Annotated in this window: 12 protein-coding genes; 2 read left to right on the forward strand and 10 right to left on the reverse strand. The window is 69.3% G+C overall.

Annotation, left to right across the window (positions count from 1 at the left end):
• The first annotated feature begins 57 nt into the window (after positions 1-57).
• Entirely contained in the window at positions 58-1,821 is a 1,764-nt protein-coding gene (locus BAU07_RS04855; RefSeq protein ID WP_066654598.1) for an IlvD/Edd family dehydratase, read from the forward strand.
• Positions 1,822-1,946: 125 nt separating this feature from the next.
• Here the strand turns inward: BAU07_RS04855 and BAU07_RS04860 are convergent, their stop codons facing one another.
• Entirely contained in the window at positions 1,947-2,846 is a 900-nt protein-coding gene (locus BAU07_RS04860) for a LysR family transcriptional regulator (protein ID WP_066654600.1), read from the reverse strand.
• A gap of 203 nt (positions 2,847-3,049) precedes the next feature.
• Here BAU07_RS04860 and BAU07_RS04865 point away from each other — a divergent pair, with 203 nt between their 5' ends.
• The gene (locus BAU07_RS04865; RefSeq protein ID WP_066654602.1) at positions 3,050-4,003 is read left to right on the forward strand and encodes a dihydrodipicolinate synthase family protein; all 954 of its coding nucleotides are present in this window, start codon (positions 3,050-3,052) and stop codon (positions 4,001-4,003) included.
• Between the two features lie 1,240 nt (positions 4,004-5,243).
• Here BAU07_RS04865 and BAU07_RS04870 read toward each other — a convergent pair.
• Genes BAU07_RS04870 through BAU07_RS04910 form a run of 9 tightly spaced genes read right to left on the reverse strand, consistent with a single transcriptional unit; the run spans position 5,244 to position 19,154 of the window.
• Positions 5,244-9,161, reverse strand: coding sequence for a type VI secretion protein IcmF/TssM N-terminal domain-containing protein (locus BAU07_RS04870; protein WP_066654603.1), 3,918 nt, complete (start codon positions 9,159-9,161; stop codon positions 5,244-5,246).
• Positions 9,162-9,189: 28 nt separating this feature from the next.
• Positions 9,190-9,873: a DotU family type IV/VI secretion system protein gene (locus BAU07_RS04875; protein WP_084025351.1), complete on the reverse strand. Its 684-nt coding sequence runs from the start codon at positions 9,871-9,873 to the stop codon at positions 9,190-9,192.
• Positions 9,874-9,877: 4 nt separating this feature from the next.
• The gene (gene tssK / locus BAU07_RS04880) at positions 9,878-11,272 is read right to left on the reverse strand and encodes a type VI secretion system baseplate subunit TssK (RefSeq protein ID WP_066654607.1); all 1,395 of its coding nucleotides are present in this window, start codon (positions 11,270-11,272) and stop codon (positions 9,878-9,880) included.
• A 16-nt stretch (positions 11,273-11,288) separates the two neighbouring features.
• Entirely contained in the window at positions 11,289-11,960 is a 672-nt protein-coding gene (tssJ, locus tag BAU07_RS04885; protein WP_066654609.1) for a type VI secretion system lipoprotein TssJ, read from the reverse strand.
• Positions 11,961-11,971: 11 nt separating this feature from the next.
• Positions 11,972-12,376 carry a DUF4150 domain-containing protein gene (locus tag BAU07_RS04890; RefSeq protein WP_066654611.1) on the reverse strand — a complete coding sequence of 135 codons (405 nt, stop codon included), beginning with the start codon at positions 12,374-12,376 and terminating at the stop codon, positions 11,972-11,974.
• A gap of 13 nt (positions 12,377-12,389) precedes the next feature.
• Positions 12,390-13,076 carry a DUF3540 domain-containing protein gene (locus tag BAU07_RS04895; RefSeq protein ID WP_198168871.1) on the reverse strand — a complete coding sequence of 229 codons (687 nt, stop codon included), beginning with the start codon at positions 13,074-13,076 and terminating at the stop codon, positions 12,390-12,392.
• Positions 13,077-13,095: 19 nt separating this feature from the next.
• Positions 13,096-14,046, reverse strand: a complete 951-nt coding sequence (locus BAU07_RS04900; RefSeq protein ID WP_066654615.1) for a pentapeptide repeat-containing protein — start codon at positions 14,044-14,046, stop codon at positions 13,096-13,098.
• Positions 14,039-16,681, reverse strand: coding sequence for a DUF2169 family type VI secretion system accessory protein (locus BAU07_RS04905; RefSeq protein ID WP_066654618.1), 2,643 nt, complete (start codon positions 16,679-16,681; stop codon positions 14,039-14,041). Before BAU07_RS04905 ends, BAU07_RS04900 begins: the two co-directional genes overlap by 8 nt.
• 4 nt (positions 16,682-16,685) lie before the next feature.
• Positions 16,686-19,154 (reverse strand): type VI secretion system Vgr family protein, encoded by a 2,469-nt coding sequence (locus BAU07_RS04910; protein ID WP_066654620.1) that lies wholly within the window; start codon positions 19,152-19,154, stop codon positions 16,686-16,688.

Genomic DNA, 19,154 nt, shown 5'->3' on the forward strand with positions numbered 1-19,154 from the left:
GCCCCGCAAGGGCCCCTGGTGCGCCGATCTGTCTGTCTCAATAGCTGAAGGAAATTTATGTCATCGAAGTCTTCCTCCTCGTCCGATACCCCGGCCGCCAGCGGCATGCGCAAGGGTTTGACCAGCTACGGAGATGCCGGTTTCTCGCTGTTCCTGCGCAAGGCCTTCATCAAGGGCGCGGGCCTGACGGACGACGCGCTGGGGCGGCCCATCGTCGGCATCGCCAATACGGGCAGCGGCTTCAATCCCTGTCACGGGAACATGCCGCAGCTGGTGGAGGCGGTCAAACGCGGCGTGATGCTGGCCGGCGGCCTGCCGGTGGAGTTCCCCACCATCTCCATCCACGAAAGCTTCGCCTCGCCCACCAGCATGTTCCTGCGCAACCTGATGTCCATGGATACGGAGGAGATGATCCGCGCCCAGCCCATGGACGCGGTGGTGCTGATCGGCGGTTGCGACAAGACCGTGCCGGCGCAGCTGATGGCCGCGGCCAGCGGCAAGGTGCCGGCCATCCAGTTGGTGACCGGCTCGATGCTGACCGGCTCGCACCGCGGCGAGCGGGTCGGCGCGTGCACCGACTGCCGCCGCTTCTGGGGCAAATACCGCGCCGAGGAAATCGACGACGCGGAGATCGCCGATGTCAATAACCAGTTGGTGGCCAGCGTCGGAACGTGTTCGGTGATGGGCACGGCCAGCACCATGGCGTGCATCGCCGAGGCCCTGGGCATGGCGGTGCCCGGCAGCGCCTCGCCGCCGGCGGTCACGGCCGACCGTATCCGGGTGGCCGAGCGCACCGGCACCGAGGCCGTGGCGATGATCGGGAAGTCCCTGACACCGGATCGCATCCTGACCCCCCAGGCCTTCGAGAATGCCTTGCGCGTGCTGCTGGCCATCGGCGGCTCGACCAACGGTATCGTGCACCTGACCGCCGTCGCCGGCCGGCTCGGCATCCGCATGGATATGGAAGCCTTCGACCGCATCGGCAAGGAAACGCCGGTGCTGGTGGACCTGAAGCCTTCCGGCCAGCACTACATGGAAGACTTCCACAAGGCAGGCGGCCTGCGCACCCTGTTGCGCGAACTGCGTCCGTTGCTGCACCTGGACGCGCTGACCGTGACCGGCCGCACCCTGGGCGAGGAACTGGACGCCGCGCCGGCGCCTTTCGAGCAGGACGTGGTGCGGCCGTTCGCGCGGCCGATCTACGCGCAGGGCGGCATCGCGGTGCTGCGCGGCAACCTGGCGCCGGGCGGCGCCATCATCAAGCAGTCGGCGGCCACCGCCGCGCTGATGGAACACGAAGGCCGCGCCGTGGTGTTCGAGGACCTGGAAGACCTGGCCAACCGTGTCGACGACGATGCGCTGGACATCCATGCGGACGACATCATGGTGCTGAAGAATATCGGTCCCGTCGGCGCGCCCGGCATGCCGGAGGCCGGCTACATGCCCATCCCGCGCAAGCTGGCGCGCAGCGGCGTCAAGGATATGGTCCGCATCTCGGATGGCCGCATGAGCGGCACGGCGTCGGGCAGCATCGTGCTGCACGTCACGCCGGAGTCCGCCATCGGCGGGCCGCTGGCGGTGGTCCGCACGGGCGACCGCATCAGGCTGAGCGTCAGCCGGCGCGAGCTCACGCTGCTGGTCGACGAGGCTGAACTCGCCGGGCGCCTGGCCGAGTGGCGGCCCCGGCCCCAGCGCGAAGAGGACGAGCGTGGTTACCGCAAGCTGTTCCTGACCACGGTTACCCAGGCCGACAAGGGCTGCGATTTCGACTTCCTGCGCAGTCCGCGCGATAACGGCAGCACGCCGGTCGGCAAGCCGTAACCTGGACGGGGCGGCGGCCACGACGGCGGTGGGGCGCCGATGAAACGCGGCGCCACGGCCACGCGCCGGGTATCGGGCAACAACCGCACGTACCGCAGCGGTCGCGCCCGCGCGCGGCCAACCCTTCAGTCGCCGTGCGGGCGCGGTGCCGGGTGCGGCGGAAAGACGGCCTGGGCTTCCTCCAGGAAGGTTTCGGCCAGCGCGCTGCGCGCGCCCTGTGCCTGCCAGACCAGGCCGACGCGCCGCACCGGCGCGCGCCCCGGCAGCGGGATGCGGGTCAGGGCGTAGCGCGCCGACCACATGGAGGACCAGTCGGGCAGCAGCGCCACCCCCAGGCCCTGGTCCACCAGGGCGGCCACGCCCAGCAGGCTGTCGATTTCGAGCCGCTGGTGCGGCACGATGTTGTGGTCGCGCAGGTAGCGGTCGGCCAACTGGCCGCCCAGCACGGCGCGGTCGTAGCGGATGAAGGGCCGCGTGCGCAGCAGTTCGTGGGCGTCGCGTCCTTCCATCGCGGCCGGCGCGACGACGACCAGGGGTTCTTCCATGATGGCGTGCCAGCGCGCCGTCTTGCCGATCGCGAATTGCGGCTCGACGACGATGGCGGCGTCCAGTTCGCCGCCGGCCACGCGGCGGCACAGGTCTACCGACGAACCCGGCATGACGAAGACCGACAGGCTGGGGTAGCGGTCGTAGACCCGCTTCAGGACAGGCGGCAGCACGCTGGTCATGGCCGACATGAAGACGCCCAGCCGCAGTTCGCCGAAGGAGGCCTCGTCATCGGCCAGCGCCGCCAGGTCGCGCGCATCGCGCAGCAGCGCCCGGGCACGTTCCAGGATGCGCATGCCGGCCTCGGTCGGGCGGACCGACCGCCCGGCGCGTTTGATCAGCGACAGTCCCAGTGCTTCCTCGAGCGCCTTGATGCGCGCGGCCACGGCCGTGGGCGTCAGGTCCAGCCGTCGCGCGGCCTGGGCGAACGAGCCGCTTTCGGCTACGGTGACGAAACTCTGCAGATATCGGGTGTCCATGGGGCGCCGCTGGGTTTAGGGCCGTGCTCAGACGGAAAAGCGCCGCCCTACGAGGCGGCTCGATCCTGAAAAATATTGCGGTGTGATATTAATGGAACCCGCTTTTTCTTTGTTCCGCCGCGGTCCAGACTGTACGCTGCCCCGCCATGCCCACCCAAGGTCGTGCCCATGTACGCGACCGGATCCACCCGGAGGAAGTCCCCATGTCCCAGCCTGATCCCCAGCGTGACCGCTTGCGCGGCGTCCTGTCGCCCGTCCTGACGCCCTTCAATACCGACCTCAGCCCGAGCGCGGATGGCCTGGTGCGGCATTGCCGCGCGCTGGTCGAACAGGGCGTGAGCCTGGCGGTGTTCGGCACGAATTCGGAAGCGGCTTCGCTGACGGTGGCGGAGAAGCGCGGCCTGCTCGATGCGCTGCTGGCCGCGGGAATCCCGCCCGAGCGGATGATGCCCGGCACCGGCGCCTGCGCGATGCCGGACGCCATCGAACTGACCCGCCACGCGGTGACGGCGGGATGCGCGGGCGTGCTGGTGCTGCCGCCGTTCTATTACAAGGGCGTGAGCGACGAAGGGCTGTTCCGCGCTTTTGCCAGCCTGATCGATGGCGTGGCGGACGAGCGGTTGCGCGTGTACCTGTACCACATCCCGCAAGTGAGCGGCGTGCCGATCAGCCTGAAGCTGATCGAACGGCTGCTGAAGGCCTATCCCGGGCAGGTGGCGGGCGCCAAGGATAGTTCGGGCGAGTGGGACAACACGGCCGCGATGGTGCGCGAGTTCGCCGCGGCGGGCTTCGACGTGTTCCCGGGCAGCGAGGTGTTCCTGCTGCCGGGCTTGCGGGCGGGCGCAGTCGGCTGCATCACCGCGACGGCCAACGTCAACGCGGGCGAGATCATGCTGGTGTATCGCGAATGGCAGACGCCGAAGGCGGACGCGCTGCATGACCGCATTTGCGAGATCCGCGCGATCTTCCAGGCTTTGCCGATGATTTCCGCCATGAAGGAAGCCGCCGCATGGCAATCCGGAGACGCCGCCTGGCGTACGGTGCGGCCGCCGCTGGTCGAACTGACGGACGATCAGGCCGCCGAACTGAAGCGCAAGCTTACCGACGCGAAGTATGAGATGCCGCTGGCGGGGACGTTGGGGTATTCGGGAAGGTGATTGTGTCGTTTGACGGGTCCGGTTCTTGAAACGTTCCGGGTGGTGGGATGGCGGTGGTTGCCGGGCATGCATCGGGGTTCTTATCCCGTCCGGCGGGGCAGCCGCCTGCCGGTGCCGTCCCGGTCGGGCGCTGCGGCGCGTGGGCGCCGCAGACCGCATCGCTGGCCTCGTCCGGCGGCCGCTCGCTGGTGGTGTGCTTGCGGATGGGTTGCCGGCACGCCTCCCTACGGCGTCCACTCGCTCGCCCTCTACGGGCCGTCCCCGGCAGGCGACTGCCCCGCCGGACTCCGGCATCTTCCATCGACGGCCGCCGCCGAGATCTGGGTTCTTGCCGCTGCGATCGCCAGCGGTGGGGGTGGAAGAGTTTGCAGTGCCCGCCCCCGCACGGCCCCCAGCGGGCCGCGCGGTTGCGTACGCGGTGTGGGCTTGCGACGGGTTATGACCTCGTAGGTGCGGGCGCGTCGGATGGATGGGGCTGCCGCTTCGATGGAAAGTGGGGGCTGATGGAAGATCTCGGCGTGCCCGCAAACCGCGGCCCGCGGGGTCCGCGGATTTGCTTACGCGTTTGGGCCTGCGACGGTAATGGCGCAGATCGCATGTGGCCTCCCACGCTTGGATCGTCGCATGGCCCTGGCTTGAATTGCCCGATGGCCCGAGCTTGAATTGCCGCATGACCAGCTTCTGCTGCATCACAGGCGCCTGCCGCCGACAAGCACCGGCTGCATCAAGCACCCGCCGCATTACACCACCGGCCGCGTGTTCACCACACGCGTCGCATGACCAGCATCCGCCGCATTACACCACCGGCCGCGTGTTCACCACACGCGTCGCATGACCAGCATCCGCCGCATGGCACAGCGTGTATGCCGAAGTGCGGCCCCCGCGGGCCGCACTTCGCCGGGCGCGCCAATCTCTTCCACCACACCCGGCTGCGCAACGCAGCGGCAAGAACCCAGACGGTCGCAGCGGCCGTGGATGGAAGATGCCGGAGTCCGGCGGGGCAGTCGCCTGCCGGGGACGGCCCGTAGAGGGCGAGCGAGTGGACGCCGTAGGGAGGCGTGCCGGCAACCCATCCGCAAGCACACCACCAGCGAGCGGCCGCCGGACGAGGCCAGCGATGCGGTCTGCGGCGCCCGGGCGCCGCAGCGCCCGACCGGGACGGCACCGGCAGGCGACTGCCCCGCCGGACGGCCCAACGAACACGAACGCCCAACGAACACGACCGACCGACTGCGCCCTCCTACTTCGAACCCTCCAGCCGTATCACCTCCGGCTGCAGCTTCAAAAGCCGTCCGATCTTGCCAGACGCCTCTTCGGCGGCCTCGCGGTTGGTGTAGCCGTCCACCCGTATCTGCCGATACTCCACGCCCTTCAGCGTGATCGCCGACTCCTGCACCGGATAGCCGTTCTTCTTCAGCGCCTCCCGCACCTCCTCCGGATGGGAGAAGATCCCCACCTGCACTGCATAGGCCCCCGTCGCGGCGCGCGGCTTGGGCGGGGAGACCTTCATGCTCAGCGCCGGCGTCGGCGTGCGCACCGGCGGTGCGGCGGGCACCGGTACTGGCGGCGGCGCGACCGCCGGCAGCACATCGTTCACCGGCCCCATGCAATAGGACACGATGCGTTGCGGCACCGCTGGCGCGGGCGCCGGTGCCGGCATCGTCGAACCGGGCGCCGTGCCCGGCTGCAGCGCGGCCAGCTTGCCCTTGATCTCCGTCACCTGCGCGCCCAGGCGCGCCGCTTCCGAGAACGCCGCCTGCAGCGGCGCCTGCCCCTGTTGACGGTAGGTGACCACCAGCCACTGCACATTGGCCTGCGTCATCAGCGTCTTCTGGTCGGGGAAATCCGCCGGTGTGTAGCGGCGCGTCCCGCTCGCATAGTCGCGCAGGAAATCCACGAAGCCCTGCGCGCCGCTCCATTGCTTCGACAGCTCGAAGCCCGAGTACCGGATGCGTAGCGTGGTATCGCCGCACGTCGCCATCGACCACGGGAACACCGCGCTGTTCGGGAAATTCAGGTTCTCCAGCGTGATCGCGCCACTCGCGCATTGCAGGCTCAGCGTCACGCTTTCCGGCAACATGTGAGCGTCCGGGTTCGTCTGCGGCGGCACGGTGGTCAGGGTCACCGTGCCGGTCGTCGTCTCCAGCTTGGTGATCTGCTTCTCCAGCTCGGCCTGCTGCTGCGTCAGCGCCTGCGCCTCGTCGGAGGCCCGTTTCGATTGCAGCTGCTGCGACGCCAGCGTCACCTGGCGCAACTGCGTCATGCTGGCGAAGGCATAGAACTGGCCGTTCAGCGGCACCTTCTGGTCCATCGCCGCGCGCGGCTCGTAGCGCACGCTGTCGCGGTCCACGAAGTACTTGATATCGCCGTCCAGGAACGCCTTGACCTGCCCGCGGTCGCCATACAGCAGCTGGTTGGACAGCTCCGCGTCCGTCACGCCCTGGATCGCGCTCAGCACCGTGTTCTCCCAGGTCTGCTGCAGCCGGCAGCCCGCGTTGCGCGCCGCGTAGTCCAGCACGAAGTTCATCGGGCCAGCCGCGATATCCCAGACCACCTGCGTGCGGTTGCCCGGCGTGCCTTGCTGCTTGCGCAGCGCGTCCAGCGCGTCGCGCGCATTGACCAGCGGCACGTTCTTCACGCTCGGATCGTGGCCGAAGGACCAGATCTCGATCGCGGCTTTCATCGCCGTGCCGTCGCCTTGCTGCAGCGGCACGATGGTGTCGCGCACGCCCTGCTGGTAGGTCTGCAGCAGTTGCAGCCCCGCGTTATCGCTGCGCAGGCTGGCCAGGCCCTTGTCCAGCGAGCCGCCCTGCGGCAGCTGCTTGATCACGTCGCCGCCGAAGCGCTGCACCAGGCCGATCTTCTGCATCGCCGTGCTGGCGCCGTTCTCCTGCGTCTCGCCGGCCAGCTCGTCCAGCCCGTGCAGGCGGCCCGCCTCGACCAGCCATTCCGGACGGGACGCCAGCGGCAGCCGCTCGCCCACGGCCTTCAGCAGATGCATCAGCCGCCGGTACGGGTCGTTCGGCGTCAGCAGCGAGGTCATCACGGCGCGCCGGGTCGTGCCGTCGGGCAGCAGGTCCGGGACGCGTGCGAAGACATCGGTGAACTCGTACCAGGCCTCCAGGCCGGCGCTCTGGAAGTGCTGCTGGAACTCCCTGCGCCGCTTCGTCCATTCGGCGGTATTGCCGCTGGCGCGCCCGAGCTCGTCCAGGAAACCGGTGGCGCTGCGCGCGCCGTCCGGCGTCAGCGCGGCCGGGATCATCGGAAAGTCCGGGCGATCGGGGATATTCCAGAAGTCGGTGAGCCGCACGGGCTTCAGATTGCCCTGCAGGTCCACCCAGGCGTAGATCCAGCGGATGGAGCGGTCCGTCAGCTTCAGGCCGGCCAGGACCTGGCGCAACCCGGTCACCTCGTCGCGCAGCAGGCCGTGGTTGTCCTGCCAACTGAGGTAGTCGCGGTACATATTGCCCAGCAGAAGGGCGTCCATCGGGTCCTGCAGGGTCTGGTGTGCGCTGGACAGCAGCAGCGGCAGCTCCGTTCCGGGCGCCGGCATGGCGTAGATGTCCTGGCCCGCCAGTTCGCCGTCGATCAGGTTGATCCGCCGTACCAGGGTCTGCGCCCAGGCGGCCAGCAGCGTGTCGTTGTTCCCGCGCGCCAACTGGGGCAGGCTGGTCAGCAGCAGCGGGTCCAGGTCGGCCGCGATGACTTCATGGTGGAACTGGTGCACGAAGCGGTACATCAGCTTCTGCTGGACCTGATTGACGCGGCGCTGGAAGGGCATCCAGCGCTGTTGCCAGGAGGGCCGCGCCATCAGTGCATGGATGGCGCTGCGTTCGCCTTGCAACGCATGCAGGTCCGAAGACATCGGCCCGGAGAAATCCTGCGCGCCATAGCCCGACAGCGCCGCGACGCGCAGTTGCTCGCTGGCGATGCGGCTGGAATGCACCAGGAAGGCGCCCACGCCCACGCAGGCGCCCAGCCACGCCACCACCGCGGCATGGCGCAACAGGCGGCGCCAGTGGCGCCAGCGTTCCATCGGTTGCCAGGCGTGCCGCTGCCCGGGCAGCGCCTGGTGGAACAGGCCGGGACTGAACCAGGCGGCCTGCGTGCGGTCGCTGCTCGGCGGCTGCCCGGTCAGGAACAGGCCGCGCATCAGCGGTGTTTCGGCGTAGGGCGTGGTCTGGAAGGCTTGCCGCAGCACCTTGGCGAGTTGCTTGGCCAGCGGCGCCAGCCGTTCGGGCAGGGCGAAGGCCTCCGGCGCGGGAGGCATGCGCACGCCTTGCAGCACTCGCAGGTCGAACATGCGGTGCACGATGCTGTTGAACGCATCGCTGATGAACTGGCCGACGCCCGCGTTGGGCGTCGGATTCACATAGCCCATCGCATGGCGGTTGATGTCCGGCCCCAGCGCGGACGCCCAGTCGGCGAAGCCCGGCACGGCCTGGCAGCCCGTCAGGACCACATAGACCGGCACGCGCGCGTCATAGATGCGGGTGAGTTCGTCCAGGCGCTTGCGCAGGCCCTGGCCGGTTTCGTTCAGTTCGACGTCGGGGGTGTTGGCCAGCCACCCGGCATCGAAGGCCAGGATGAGGCCGTTCAGCGGCTCGCGCCGGCGCGTGCGCATCAGCCAATGCAGCAGGCGCCGCCAGTTGGCGGAATCGGGCGCCTGGTGCTCTTCGCCCATGGCGTCGGTGGGATCCAGCACGATGCCATTGCGCAGCAGCCACCATTGCAGCACGGGCGGCTCGTCGCTGCGGCCCTGTACCGGGGCGGTGCCCGCCACGCGGCGCAGCAGTTCGGCCCTGCCGGCGTCGCGGGGGCCGAGGATCATGTACCAGGGCAGCACATACAAAGGCGAACCGAAGCGCGACAGGCGCGACTGCCGGATCGCCGCCAGGCCCGCGCGCCAGTCCTTGTCCAGTCGCTCCGTGCTGACCGCGGTGCTGCCGACGGGACGCGCCAGCCGGCGCCGCAGCCGCCAGGCCAGCCACTGGCCGCGCAGCCACCACAGCAGCCACGCGCCCACCAGGATGCCGACGAACAGCAGCGCGGAACGCCACAAGGGCCAGTCCAGGTACAGCCCGAATATCCAGCAGCCGAGGGCCAGCAGCAGCAGGCCCAGCAACCACACAATCAGGTAAAGAAGTTTTTTGATCATCGCGCAAGCAGCAGCGTAAGCATTTCAATCAGGATCGTGCGGCGGCGGGGGCGGTGACCTGCGCCGCCTCCGTTGCAACGCGATAGTCCAGGAACAGGTACAGGCCCAGCAGCAGGCACAGCGGCAGCACGACCAGGATGAAGGTGGCCAGCGAAGGCGCCATGCCGCGCCGGTAGCGCGCCGTCCGGGGGCCGCGCCCGCCGGCCTGCGGAAACAGCGGCAGGCTGGGGTCCAGCGGCGCCATGCGGCGCTCCTCGGCGATGCGCTCGAGCACGGCCGCGCGGTATTGCGCCAGTTCGGCGGGCGGCCGGTGCGTATAGCGGCCGGCGAAGCCGGCCAGCAGGGCCAGCCCGTAGACCTCGCGCACCTCGATGGCGTCCTCGGGCAGCGCTTCCAGCTTCTCGAAGAACTCCGCGCCGGCGCGTGTGGTGGAGAAGTAATGGCGCTGCAAGGGCGACAGCCGCCAGGCCGGGCCGCCCGGCCATTCGCGCGACATGGCCAGTTCGTCTATCCAGGCCACCACGGCGAACAGGCTGGCCTGCGTCTCGGCGCTGGTATAGCCCTGCGCCTGCGCGCGCCCGACCGCCGCGTCCAGGGATGCCTTGAGCTGCGCCGCCACGGCGGCCGCGTCGGGGTTGGCCACCGCGCCCGTGCCGCCGATGTTGGCGCGGGCCAGCTCCATGGAGGAAATCCAGATATTGCTAAGCCGCACGGTTCTATCCTTTGATCACGATCAGTTCCAGCCGCAGGTCGCCCGGCGCATCCGGCAGGAACAGCGACAGCCGCCCGTCGCGCACCACGGCGTCCCAGTGGTCCGACAGGCTCTCGATACGGAAATAGGCGCTGCCCGCGCGACGCGGCATGCCCAGTGGCAGGGTCTGCAGGGGAATGACTTCGATGCCGGGCAGCGAGCGCGTCACCAGGGTTTCGATCTGGTCGGGCGTGCCCAGCTTCGCTTCCAGCGTCATGTTTTCGGACAGCGCCTTCGGGTCCAGGCCGCTGCGCGCCATCAGGTAGTAGCGGTGGCGAGGCCCGAAGAAGGCCGCCGGCATGTCCGCCCGATACAGGTTGCCCGAGGCGCCGTCCTGCTCGAAATGCACCAGCATTTCGGGGCCGATGGTGATCTCGTTCAACAGCCGGCGGATCAGGTCGATCACGCCGCCGAAGACGGGGCCGATATCGGTGTGCTTGTACGGCGCGACCAGTTGCTGGTTGTCGCGGGTTTCGCCCAGCAGGTCGCAGTATTCGGAGAAGGTGCTGAGCTCGCCGGCCAGCTGGCGCAACACGCCATAGACGGTCCATGGGTGGGTCTGCACGGCCTCGACCAGATGCGTGATCTGCGGCCCGTAGCGGTTCAGCACCGACAGCGCCAGCACGGGGCCGAACTGCCCGTCCTCGCCGGAGCGGTTGGCCACCGGCTGCTTGAAGACTTCCAGCTGGCGCGCGCGGCCGATGACTTCGTCGCGCAGTTCCATCAGCATGTGCTGCAGGGGCGTCGAGGCCGCCAGGTTCAGGCAGGGCGGCACGAAGCGCGGCACCAGGCGCACGACCTCGCCGTCCTGCTCCAGGCGCGCCACCGGCATGACGTCGTAGTCGCCCAGGCTGGCCAGTTCCTCTTCCCAGAACAGCCGTAGCACATAGCTCATCAGCGTGACGCGGCCCGGCGGTCCGCTGGCGTAGCGGTCGGCCACCTGCTGCGGATCGGCCGGGACCACCAGGCGCGCATCGGCCTGCGCGGCGTCGTCCAGGTTCTCGTACTTCTGCACATTGACCTGGTCCTCGACGTGGCGGCGCAGGCCCACATACAGCGTGCGGGCGCCTTGCGAGAAATCGGCCAGTTCGAAGCGGCGCGACTCGATGCGGGCGTTGCCCGGCACTTCGGCCAGGGTGCCGTCGGGCCAGCGCAGCGCCAGGTGGTCCACCACGACCTGGCGCGCGGCCAGGGCGGTTTCGTTGATCTGCAGCGCGCCGAAACCCCAGCACCATGGCGTGGTCAGTTCGACGTGGCGCGCCAGCAGGCGTTCCGTCCAGGCGTCCTGGTATTGGAAATGATGCGGCTGCAGGAACAGGCCCTGGTGCCAGAACAGCGGTTGTTTCAGGTAAGTGCTCATGCTTGGGGAAACCGGTTCATTGTTTGGCGGGCGCCGCCGGGCTCGACTGCGGCAGCGGCGTCGAGACCAGGCCGCCCTTGGGACGGACCGGCTCGACGGGCGGGGTACGGGTGCCGGGCGCTTCCTGGATACCGTCCGCGCCCAGGCGCAGGTCGATCTTCAGCGGTTCCGGCGAGGCGTTGCGGGTCTTGACCACGATGCCGCTGGAATCGACTTCCACGCCGATCTGGTAGAGGCGCGCGCTGCGGATGGGATCCAGGTGGTAGTAGCCCGTGACCAGGCCCACGTACTTGGCCTTTTCGACACGGGGCAGCGTGACGGTGCGGTTTTCGCCGGGCGATACGAAGATGCGGTCCAGCGACAGCAGACCCTGCGGGGGGCTGTCGGCCAGCAGCAGGGCCGACATCCGGGCGGAGTTGGCGGCGTACGGCGCGAACACGCTGGGGTCTTCCATCTGCACCACGGTCAGGGCCAGCGTGTGCGGCTGTCCCGTCGACTGGTTCAACTGCGGATCGGCGGTGATGGCGACCTGCACGCCGTCGGCGGCATAGGTCCATTTCATGGCCTTCAGCGCATCGGTTTCGGAATTGCCGCCCATCATGCTGTTCAGGGAACTGCACGAAGACAGCGCGACGCCGCACAGCATGGCGGGCAGCAGGCGCGGGATCAGGGTGCGGAAGAAATGCATGGGGACCATCCTCAACTGAGAAACATCACGACGACCTGGCTGGGCGAAGCGGACAGGCCGATGGTGTTGTTGGTGTTCTGCGTGGTCATGGACGTCAGCCCGACCGCCGGCGGGCCGGCCACCATGACGGTGACGCTGCCGGTGACGAAGGCCGCTTCGCCCATGATCTCGCCGCAGGCCACGCCGCCGCCGGCGGTGCCGCCCTGGTCGCCGTTGCTGAGCTGGATGATGGACGCCTGGTTCAGGGCCGGCATGCCGCAGATCAGCACGGTTTCGGCGATGGTGCCGGGGTTCGCCATGTCGCTGGTGGCGATATTCGGATAGGGCACCGGAATGGGCGAAGGCGCGGCCGGTGTCAGGCACACGTCGGGGACAGTGGCGACGGCCATCGCGCCGCCGGTATTCAGCAGGAACATGGTGGGCTCCCTTTCATCCGATCTGCACGGTGCCGGCGTCGACCGCCACGCGGTCGCGCGCCTTGAGGTCGGCGCTGCCGGCCTGCACGGACCAGTCGTCCGCCACGCTCTGGCGCAACGACCCCGCGCTCACGTCCTCGTGTCCCGCGATGCGCCGTATGCTTTCGGCGGCATGGGTTTCGCTGTGCGTGGCGATGTCCATGCGCGTTCCGCTGACGTCGGTGCGGGTGTCCCAGCGGCTGTGCAGGGCTTGTCCCGCCACGCGCAGGTGGTCGCAGGAGACCTCGGCCTGCGTGAAGGTGGCGCTGGCCTGCTGCGCCGACAGCGACAGCGCCGCGCCGGCGTCCAGCGCCACGCCCTGCGCCGCCTGCAATTCCAGCGTGCCTTGGGGCAGGCTCAGCCGCAGGCTGCCGGGCAGCTCGATGTGGGCGACCGCTTCGGGCGTGCCGCGTTCGAGCACGGTCAGGATGTAGCCTTGCCCGCCTGCCAGGCTGAGCAGGGCCAGGTCGCCGACTTCCGGCTGCAGCAGGCAGCCGGCGGCCGGGCTGACCCAGGATGCGCCTTCGTCGGTCAGGGCGGCGTAGCGCTGGCCGTCGCGCATGACGAGCCTGGCGTGGTAGAGGCGGGCGCCCGGAACGGCGGCGGCCGGTCCCGTATCGGGGCCGGGGTCGGATCGAAGCGCAGAGGTGGGACGGTTCATGGCAAGTCCGATCACAGGGTTAGACAGGAGGCCGCCACAGTTCGGCGGCACGGAGTTCGGGGTCGTCGTAGCGCACGTTTTCCAGCACGGTTTCCCGCCACGAGGCATCCGGCAGTTCGACGGCGTGCAGGCGTGCGCCGGTCATGTCGGCACGCGCGAAGTCGGCGTGCGCGGCGCGCAGGTGGGAAAGGTCGGCGTCGACCAGCTTGGTGGCGCCGAAGGATATCCCAACCGAACTGGCGGCGTAGAAGCGCGCGCCCTGCAGCGAGGCGCGGGCGAAGCTGGCGCGGTCCAGCCGGGCCTCGTCGAAGATGGCGCCATCGAGCACCGCGCCGTCGAAGCGGGCGTTCTGCAGCACCGCGCTGTAGAACGAAACGCTGGGCGCGGTCACGCCGCTGAAGTCGGCCTCCGGCGCGTGGGCCCGGTTGAAGGAGCACTGCGCCAGGACGGCGCCGGCCAGCGAGGTGCCGGCCAGCCTGGTGTCGGGCAGATGGGATTGCTGCCAGGCCGCGCCGGACAGGTCCAGGCCCGATAGATCGCATTGCGACAGCCAGGTCTTGTCCAGCTTGGCGGTCTTCAGCCGGGCGCCCGGGAAGGCGGTGTTCGTCGCGGCCAGCCGGGTCAGCCGGGCCAGGTGGAAATCGCCATCCTGCCAGACGCAGTCCTTCATCCAGACCTTGGTCAGGTTGGCCTCGCGCATCGACACGGCGTTGCCGTGGCAGGCGGTGAAGGACGCGCCTTCCAGCACGGCGCCCTTCATGCTGACGTCGTCCAGGCGGCAGCGCGCCCAGATGGTCCGGCTCAGGTCGGCGCCTTCCAGTTGCGCCCCGCGGGCGTCCAGGTTGGCCAGCCGCAGGCCCGACAGGTCGGCATGGCGCAGGTCGGCGCCGGCCAGCGCGTCCGCCGGCACGGAATCGCCGGCGCGCAGCGCTTGCACCAGCGGGTGGACGTTCTGCGCGGCGTCACTCACGAGCGTAGTCCTCCAGCAGCCGGCAGCGGGTCAGCAGCGCCTGCTCCAGTTGCAGCCCCTGCACCGTGGCTGTGCGGGTGTCGGCGGCGTGCAGGTTGGCGCCCGTCAGGTCGACATCGTGCAGCACCACCTCGTTCATGCGCGCCTTCATCAGGTTCGCGCCGCGCCAGCTGGCCTGCTCGATGCGGCCGCCGCTGAACTGGCAGTCGCGCGCCACCAGGTGCCAGGCGTCGGTGCCCGACAGGTCGCAATTCTTGATGAAACCGCGGTCCATATGCGTTTCGCGCAGCTTGGCGCGGCCCAGGTCGGTATCCTGCAGGACGGCCTTGTCCAGATCCGCGCGGTTCAGGATCGCCTGGCGCAGGTCGGTGCCCTTGAGCGTGCGCAGCCGCGCCATGCGCGCGCCTTCGAAGCGCGCCCCGGCGGCCTGGCAGGTCATCAGGGTGGCGCCCTGCAGGACGGCGCCGTCCAGGCTGGCGTCCTGCAGCGTGCATTTATCGAACATGGCCTTGTCGAACCGGGCCTGCGCGGCATCCGCCGCCGCGAAGCGGCAGTCCTTGAAGCGCGCGTCGCAGGCCTGCGCCTCGCGCAGCACGGCGTGCTCGAAATCGCAGGCCTTCAACTGCGCGGTGGTCCAGCGGCTGCCGGTCAGATCGGCCTGGGCGAACACCGTCTTTTCCAGGCGCGCCTCGGAGAAATCCGCGGCGGGCATGGCGGCCTTGGCGGCCTGGCAGCCGGCCAGCCGGGCGCGCACGAAGCGGGCCTTGCCCAGGCGGGCGTCGCTGAAGTCGCAGTCTTCGACCTGGCATTCGGTGAAGTTCGCGCCGTCCAGGTTCGCCCCGCGCAGCACGCAGGCGCGCAGCACGGACCGGGACAGGTCCAGGCCGCTCAAGTCGGCGCCGGACAGGTCCAGTCCCTGCAGTTCGCACCATCCGCCCGGGGTGCCGGCCGCATGGCGGGCCAGCAAGGCGTCGCGATCGAGCGGCGTGCGCGGGCCCGGCGGCAGGGTGCCATCGGGCAGCGGACGCGGCGCCGGTTCCTGTCCCTGCGCGCGCAATTGCTCGGCCTGCCTGGAAATCTCTTCCGCCTTGGCCTGCACGCCGGCCATCTTGGCCTCGAAGGCCTGGTAGCGCTTCATCAGCTCGGCTTTCTTTTCGGGAGGCAGTTTCAGGTTGGCGATCAGGTCCGCCGGGTTCTGCGACATGGGCGGCTGCGCCTTCGCACGGGCGACCGCCGCATCGTAGTCGGACCCGTATTTCTTCCATTCGGCCCGCACTTCGGCTTCGGCCTTGGCCAGGGCATCGGCGACGTACTGTTGGACGGCGGCCTTGAAGGCGACGGGGTCCTTCGGCCACACAGGGAGGGGAACGGCGCTGCCGGCCGGCGCGCCGCCGGCCTGCGCCAGGCGGGTGGACAAGGGGGTGAAGCCGTAGGCCTGCATGGCCTGGTCGGCCTCCGCAATGGCCGCCGCGCGCGTGTCGGCGATGGTCTTGGCGACGGCGGCCTTGTGCGCGGCGCCGGCCTGGGCGGCCGCCGCCATGGCGGCCTCGATCCTGGCCGATTGCGCCGCGGCGTCCGGCACCGGCGTCACGGGCTGTGCCGGCTGCGCCTGCTGTTCGCGCGCCTCGTCGGCTTGCCGCCACACGGCGGCCCAGTGTTCGGTGGACTGCGCCGGCTCGACCAGGGTCTCCGTGAACACGGCCACGCCCAGCATGTCTTCGGCATCCTCGCGCCGCACGGCCGCCTCTCCGCGGTACATAACGAGCACGCGCCCCTGGTTCGGGAACAGCCACACCGTATCCAGGTCCAGCGGCAGTTCGGCGCGCCGTTCCGGCGCGGCCTCGCCGCGCACCAGCACGCGCGGCCGCAGGCCGGGCAGCGTGCCGCGCAGCACCGGCTGCTGCGGATGCATGTTCTCGGCGAACCAGGCTTCATCGCCGCGCCAATAGCCTTCCCGGCACTGGTCCTGTTCGAAGCGGTCGAACCAGCGCGGGTCGGTGTCGTCCGGCAGCCAGGGCAGGCGATCGCGCTGCCAGCGCTTGTCCAGCGTGCCGAGCCAGCGCGCCTGGTCCGGGCTGCCCTGGGGCAGGGGGCCGAGCAGGGCGGGCGCGGGCGTATCGGAGGGCCGCAGCACCGGCGCCTCGGGCCGTTCCACGTTGGGCAGCGCCACCCCATCGGCGCGATCGGGGTCGGCGCAATAGCCCTTGCCCAGCGGGTTGCGGGCGTAGCCCTTGCCGCCGTAGGCGCGTGCCGGCCCGATGGGCATGCGCGCGTAAGGCTGCGGCGCGCTGGCCTGCCAGCCGGTCAGGCCGCGCGTCCAGTAGCGATCGCCCAGCACCAGGATGGATTTCTGCAGCGTCCCGACGCCGGCGCGCACGGTCAGGCCCGTCACCTGGCTGCCGGCGGGCGCGCAGGCATCGCCGGCCACGCCGTAGCCGCCGCGCGATTTCTTCTGCGCCAGGTCGAAGGGGTCGTCGGCGAACTGCGCGGCCAGCCAGGCCCAGGCGTCCTGTTCGGACAACCGCGTGCCGTCGGCATTGCAGCAGTACGCCACCGTTACGGTCAGGGACGGCTGGCCGCCGCGGGACTGGCGTCCCAGCAGCAGCATCGCGTCGGCGGGTTTGTGGATGCGCATCGTCTCAGCCCAGGGTGATGAGGGGGGCGCTGACGATGATGTCGCCCACAGCCAGGATGTCGACGTCGCCCGTCGCGTTCAGCGAGATCGCGTCGCTTTCCAGCATGGCGGTGGCGGGCGTCATGTTCAGGAAGGTGTCGCTGACGGTGATGGTCGTCGAAGCGGTGGAAATCATATTGGCGGTGGTAACTGCCTCCATGTACAGGGACTCGCCGATCACGCTGACGCCGGCGGGGCCCAGTCGCATGCAGGCGGTCGGGCCGCCCAGGAAGGCGCTGGGGGTGAGGAGGTCATAGTTCTCCAGCACCGTCACCGTCATCTCGCCGACCTCCTCGGTTTTCTCGGCGGCGATGCCGTTCCACTTGCCGACGACCCACGAGGTCAGCGCATTGCTATAGCTGGCCGCATCCCGCACGATGTTTTTTTCCAGCAGGTTGATCTCCTTGGCGCCCACGCATTCAATCCCCAGCTTGAAGCCCAGCGTCGATTCGAATACGGCGGCTTCGGACATCTCCGCCTTCGCGCCAAAGAAGTGCTCGACGCACACCGCCTCGACGCTTTCGATCTTCACCCCCAGGAAATTCTCGATGACGATGCCGCCGCTCTGGCCGATGGTGACGCCCGAGGGCAGGCCCTCCACTTCCGAGCCGAGGAAATTCGCCTGGCTTTCGTTGCTGTCCGTGCCCGCGGCCACGCGATAGTGGCCGGGCACCTCGATCAGCATGCTGCTGCCGGCATACAGCTCGCCGTGCAGGTCCGTCTTGATGTGGAAGCCGTCGTCCACGCCGGACTCGTCGGACTTGCCGAGGTTGAGCGAGGTATTTTCGGTGGGACTGTAAAGCCGGATGGCGGGGGCGCCGTCTCCACCGGGCTGGGCGTCGGCCAGCACCATGGTGTTGCCGCCCGGCGTGCCCAGCACGTGCTGCGCGGAATTCTCCGCGTTGACCACGCTGGGCGCTTCGGTGTTGGGCAGGGCCGATACGATCACCGGCCGGTCCGGGTTGCCGTTGAGGAAGGCGATCAGGACCTCGGTGCCTTCGCGCAACGGGAAGTGCATGCCCGCGTCCGACAGCCCCGCCGAAGACGTCCCGCCGGCGTAGGGCGTGGCCAGCCGCAGGAAGGCGGAGTTCTGCTCGCCGTCGTAGCGCTGGCGCGCAAACAGGAAGCGCACCTTGTAGCAGCCGTTGGCGTCCGGCTGCGCGAAGCGCTTGGGCGAGCCGGGCGTGCCTATGTCCACGAAGCCGTTGATCAACTGGCTGATGCGCGGTATCGGCGTGGTGCGCGCCGCGCGGAACTGCAAGGGCGCCGAATTGCTGTCGCCATCCAGCCAGCGCGGCAAGGCCACGAACGTGGCGCGGTAGCTGTCCAGGTCGGTCTGCGGCGCGGTCTCCACCGCCTGCGTGCCTTCGTGGGTGACTTCGATGACGTAGTACTGGCGCGGGCTGACGCCGCGCAGGTATTCGGACACGTCCAGGAAGCGGCCGGCACGCAGGCCCGGCGTGCGCGCCTGGCCTTGCACGCGCTGGCTGGCGCAGGCGATCTCCTGCGCGCGCCAGGTGGCCAGGGCGCTGCCGGAAACGCTGGCGCTGCCATCCAGTTGCTCGAAGTGGTCCGCGGCGCTGTGGAACTCGCCCAGGGCCGGCATGTCGCCTGGCGTGGGCACGTTGGCCTGCGCGGACAATGTCAGGGTGGTGTTGGGATGCTCCGGCGTGTCATGCAGCATCACCAGGCTGGCCGGCAGGCCGACGCTGCGGTTCAGCTGCATGATGGCGATCTGGCCGGCGTCCGGATCGATGGTGCCCTTGGGGTAATACACCGCCGTGTCGGCCTGCGTGGGCTGTTGCTCCACGCCATTGGCGAAGACCACGGATTCCTGCGACGCGCCCTGTTCGAACCAGAAGTAGACGCCGTAGTGCTCCAGCTTGCGCATCAGGAAATCCAGGCAGGTTTCCTCGAACTGGCAGGTGAAGTCGGTCTGCGTCTGCGACAACTGCGTGGCGGCGATGCGGTAGTCGTAGGGCGCGTTGTCGCTGCTATAGGGTTCGGTCAGGCCGGCATGGCCCAGCAGTTGCTTGATCAGGTCCGCCAGGTCGCGCTTCAGGTAGATATCCGACCAGCGCAGGTTGCGCAGGCGCGCCATGCGCGGCTCGAGCACCAGTTGATAATAGTGATGCGTGTCGTCGCGGCCTTGCTCGGCGCCTTGGGTCACGATGCCATGCCACTGGCGGCGCGCGCCGTCGGGCGCCCATGCCGCGAGCGTGGCCGGTTGATTCAGCAATTTCTCCAGGGCCAGGTCGCCCTGCGTCACCGCGATGGTGATGGTGTAGCGGTACAGCCGCGACACGCCTTCCGTGCCCTGCCAGCGCGTGACGATGACCGGGGAGGCCGGCCCGAGGGACGGCGGCAGCAGCGCATCCAGCGCGGCGCAGCTGAAGGTGTAGTCGTAAATCGTGGTCATGTAGGTATCAGCCAT

This window comes from Bordetella flabilis, from assembly GCF_001676725.1.
Taxonomy (GTDB): domain Bacteria; phylum Pseudomonadota; class Gammaproteobacteria; order Burkholderiales; family Burkholderiaceae_B; genus Bordetella_C; species Bordetella_C flabilis.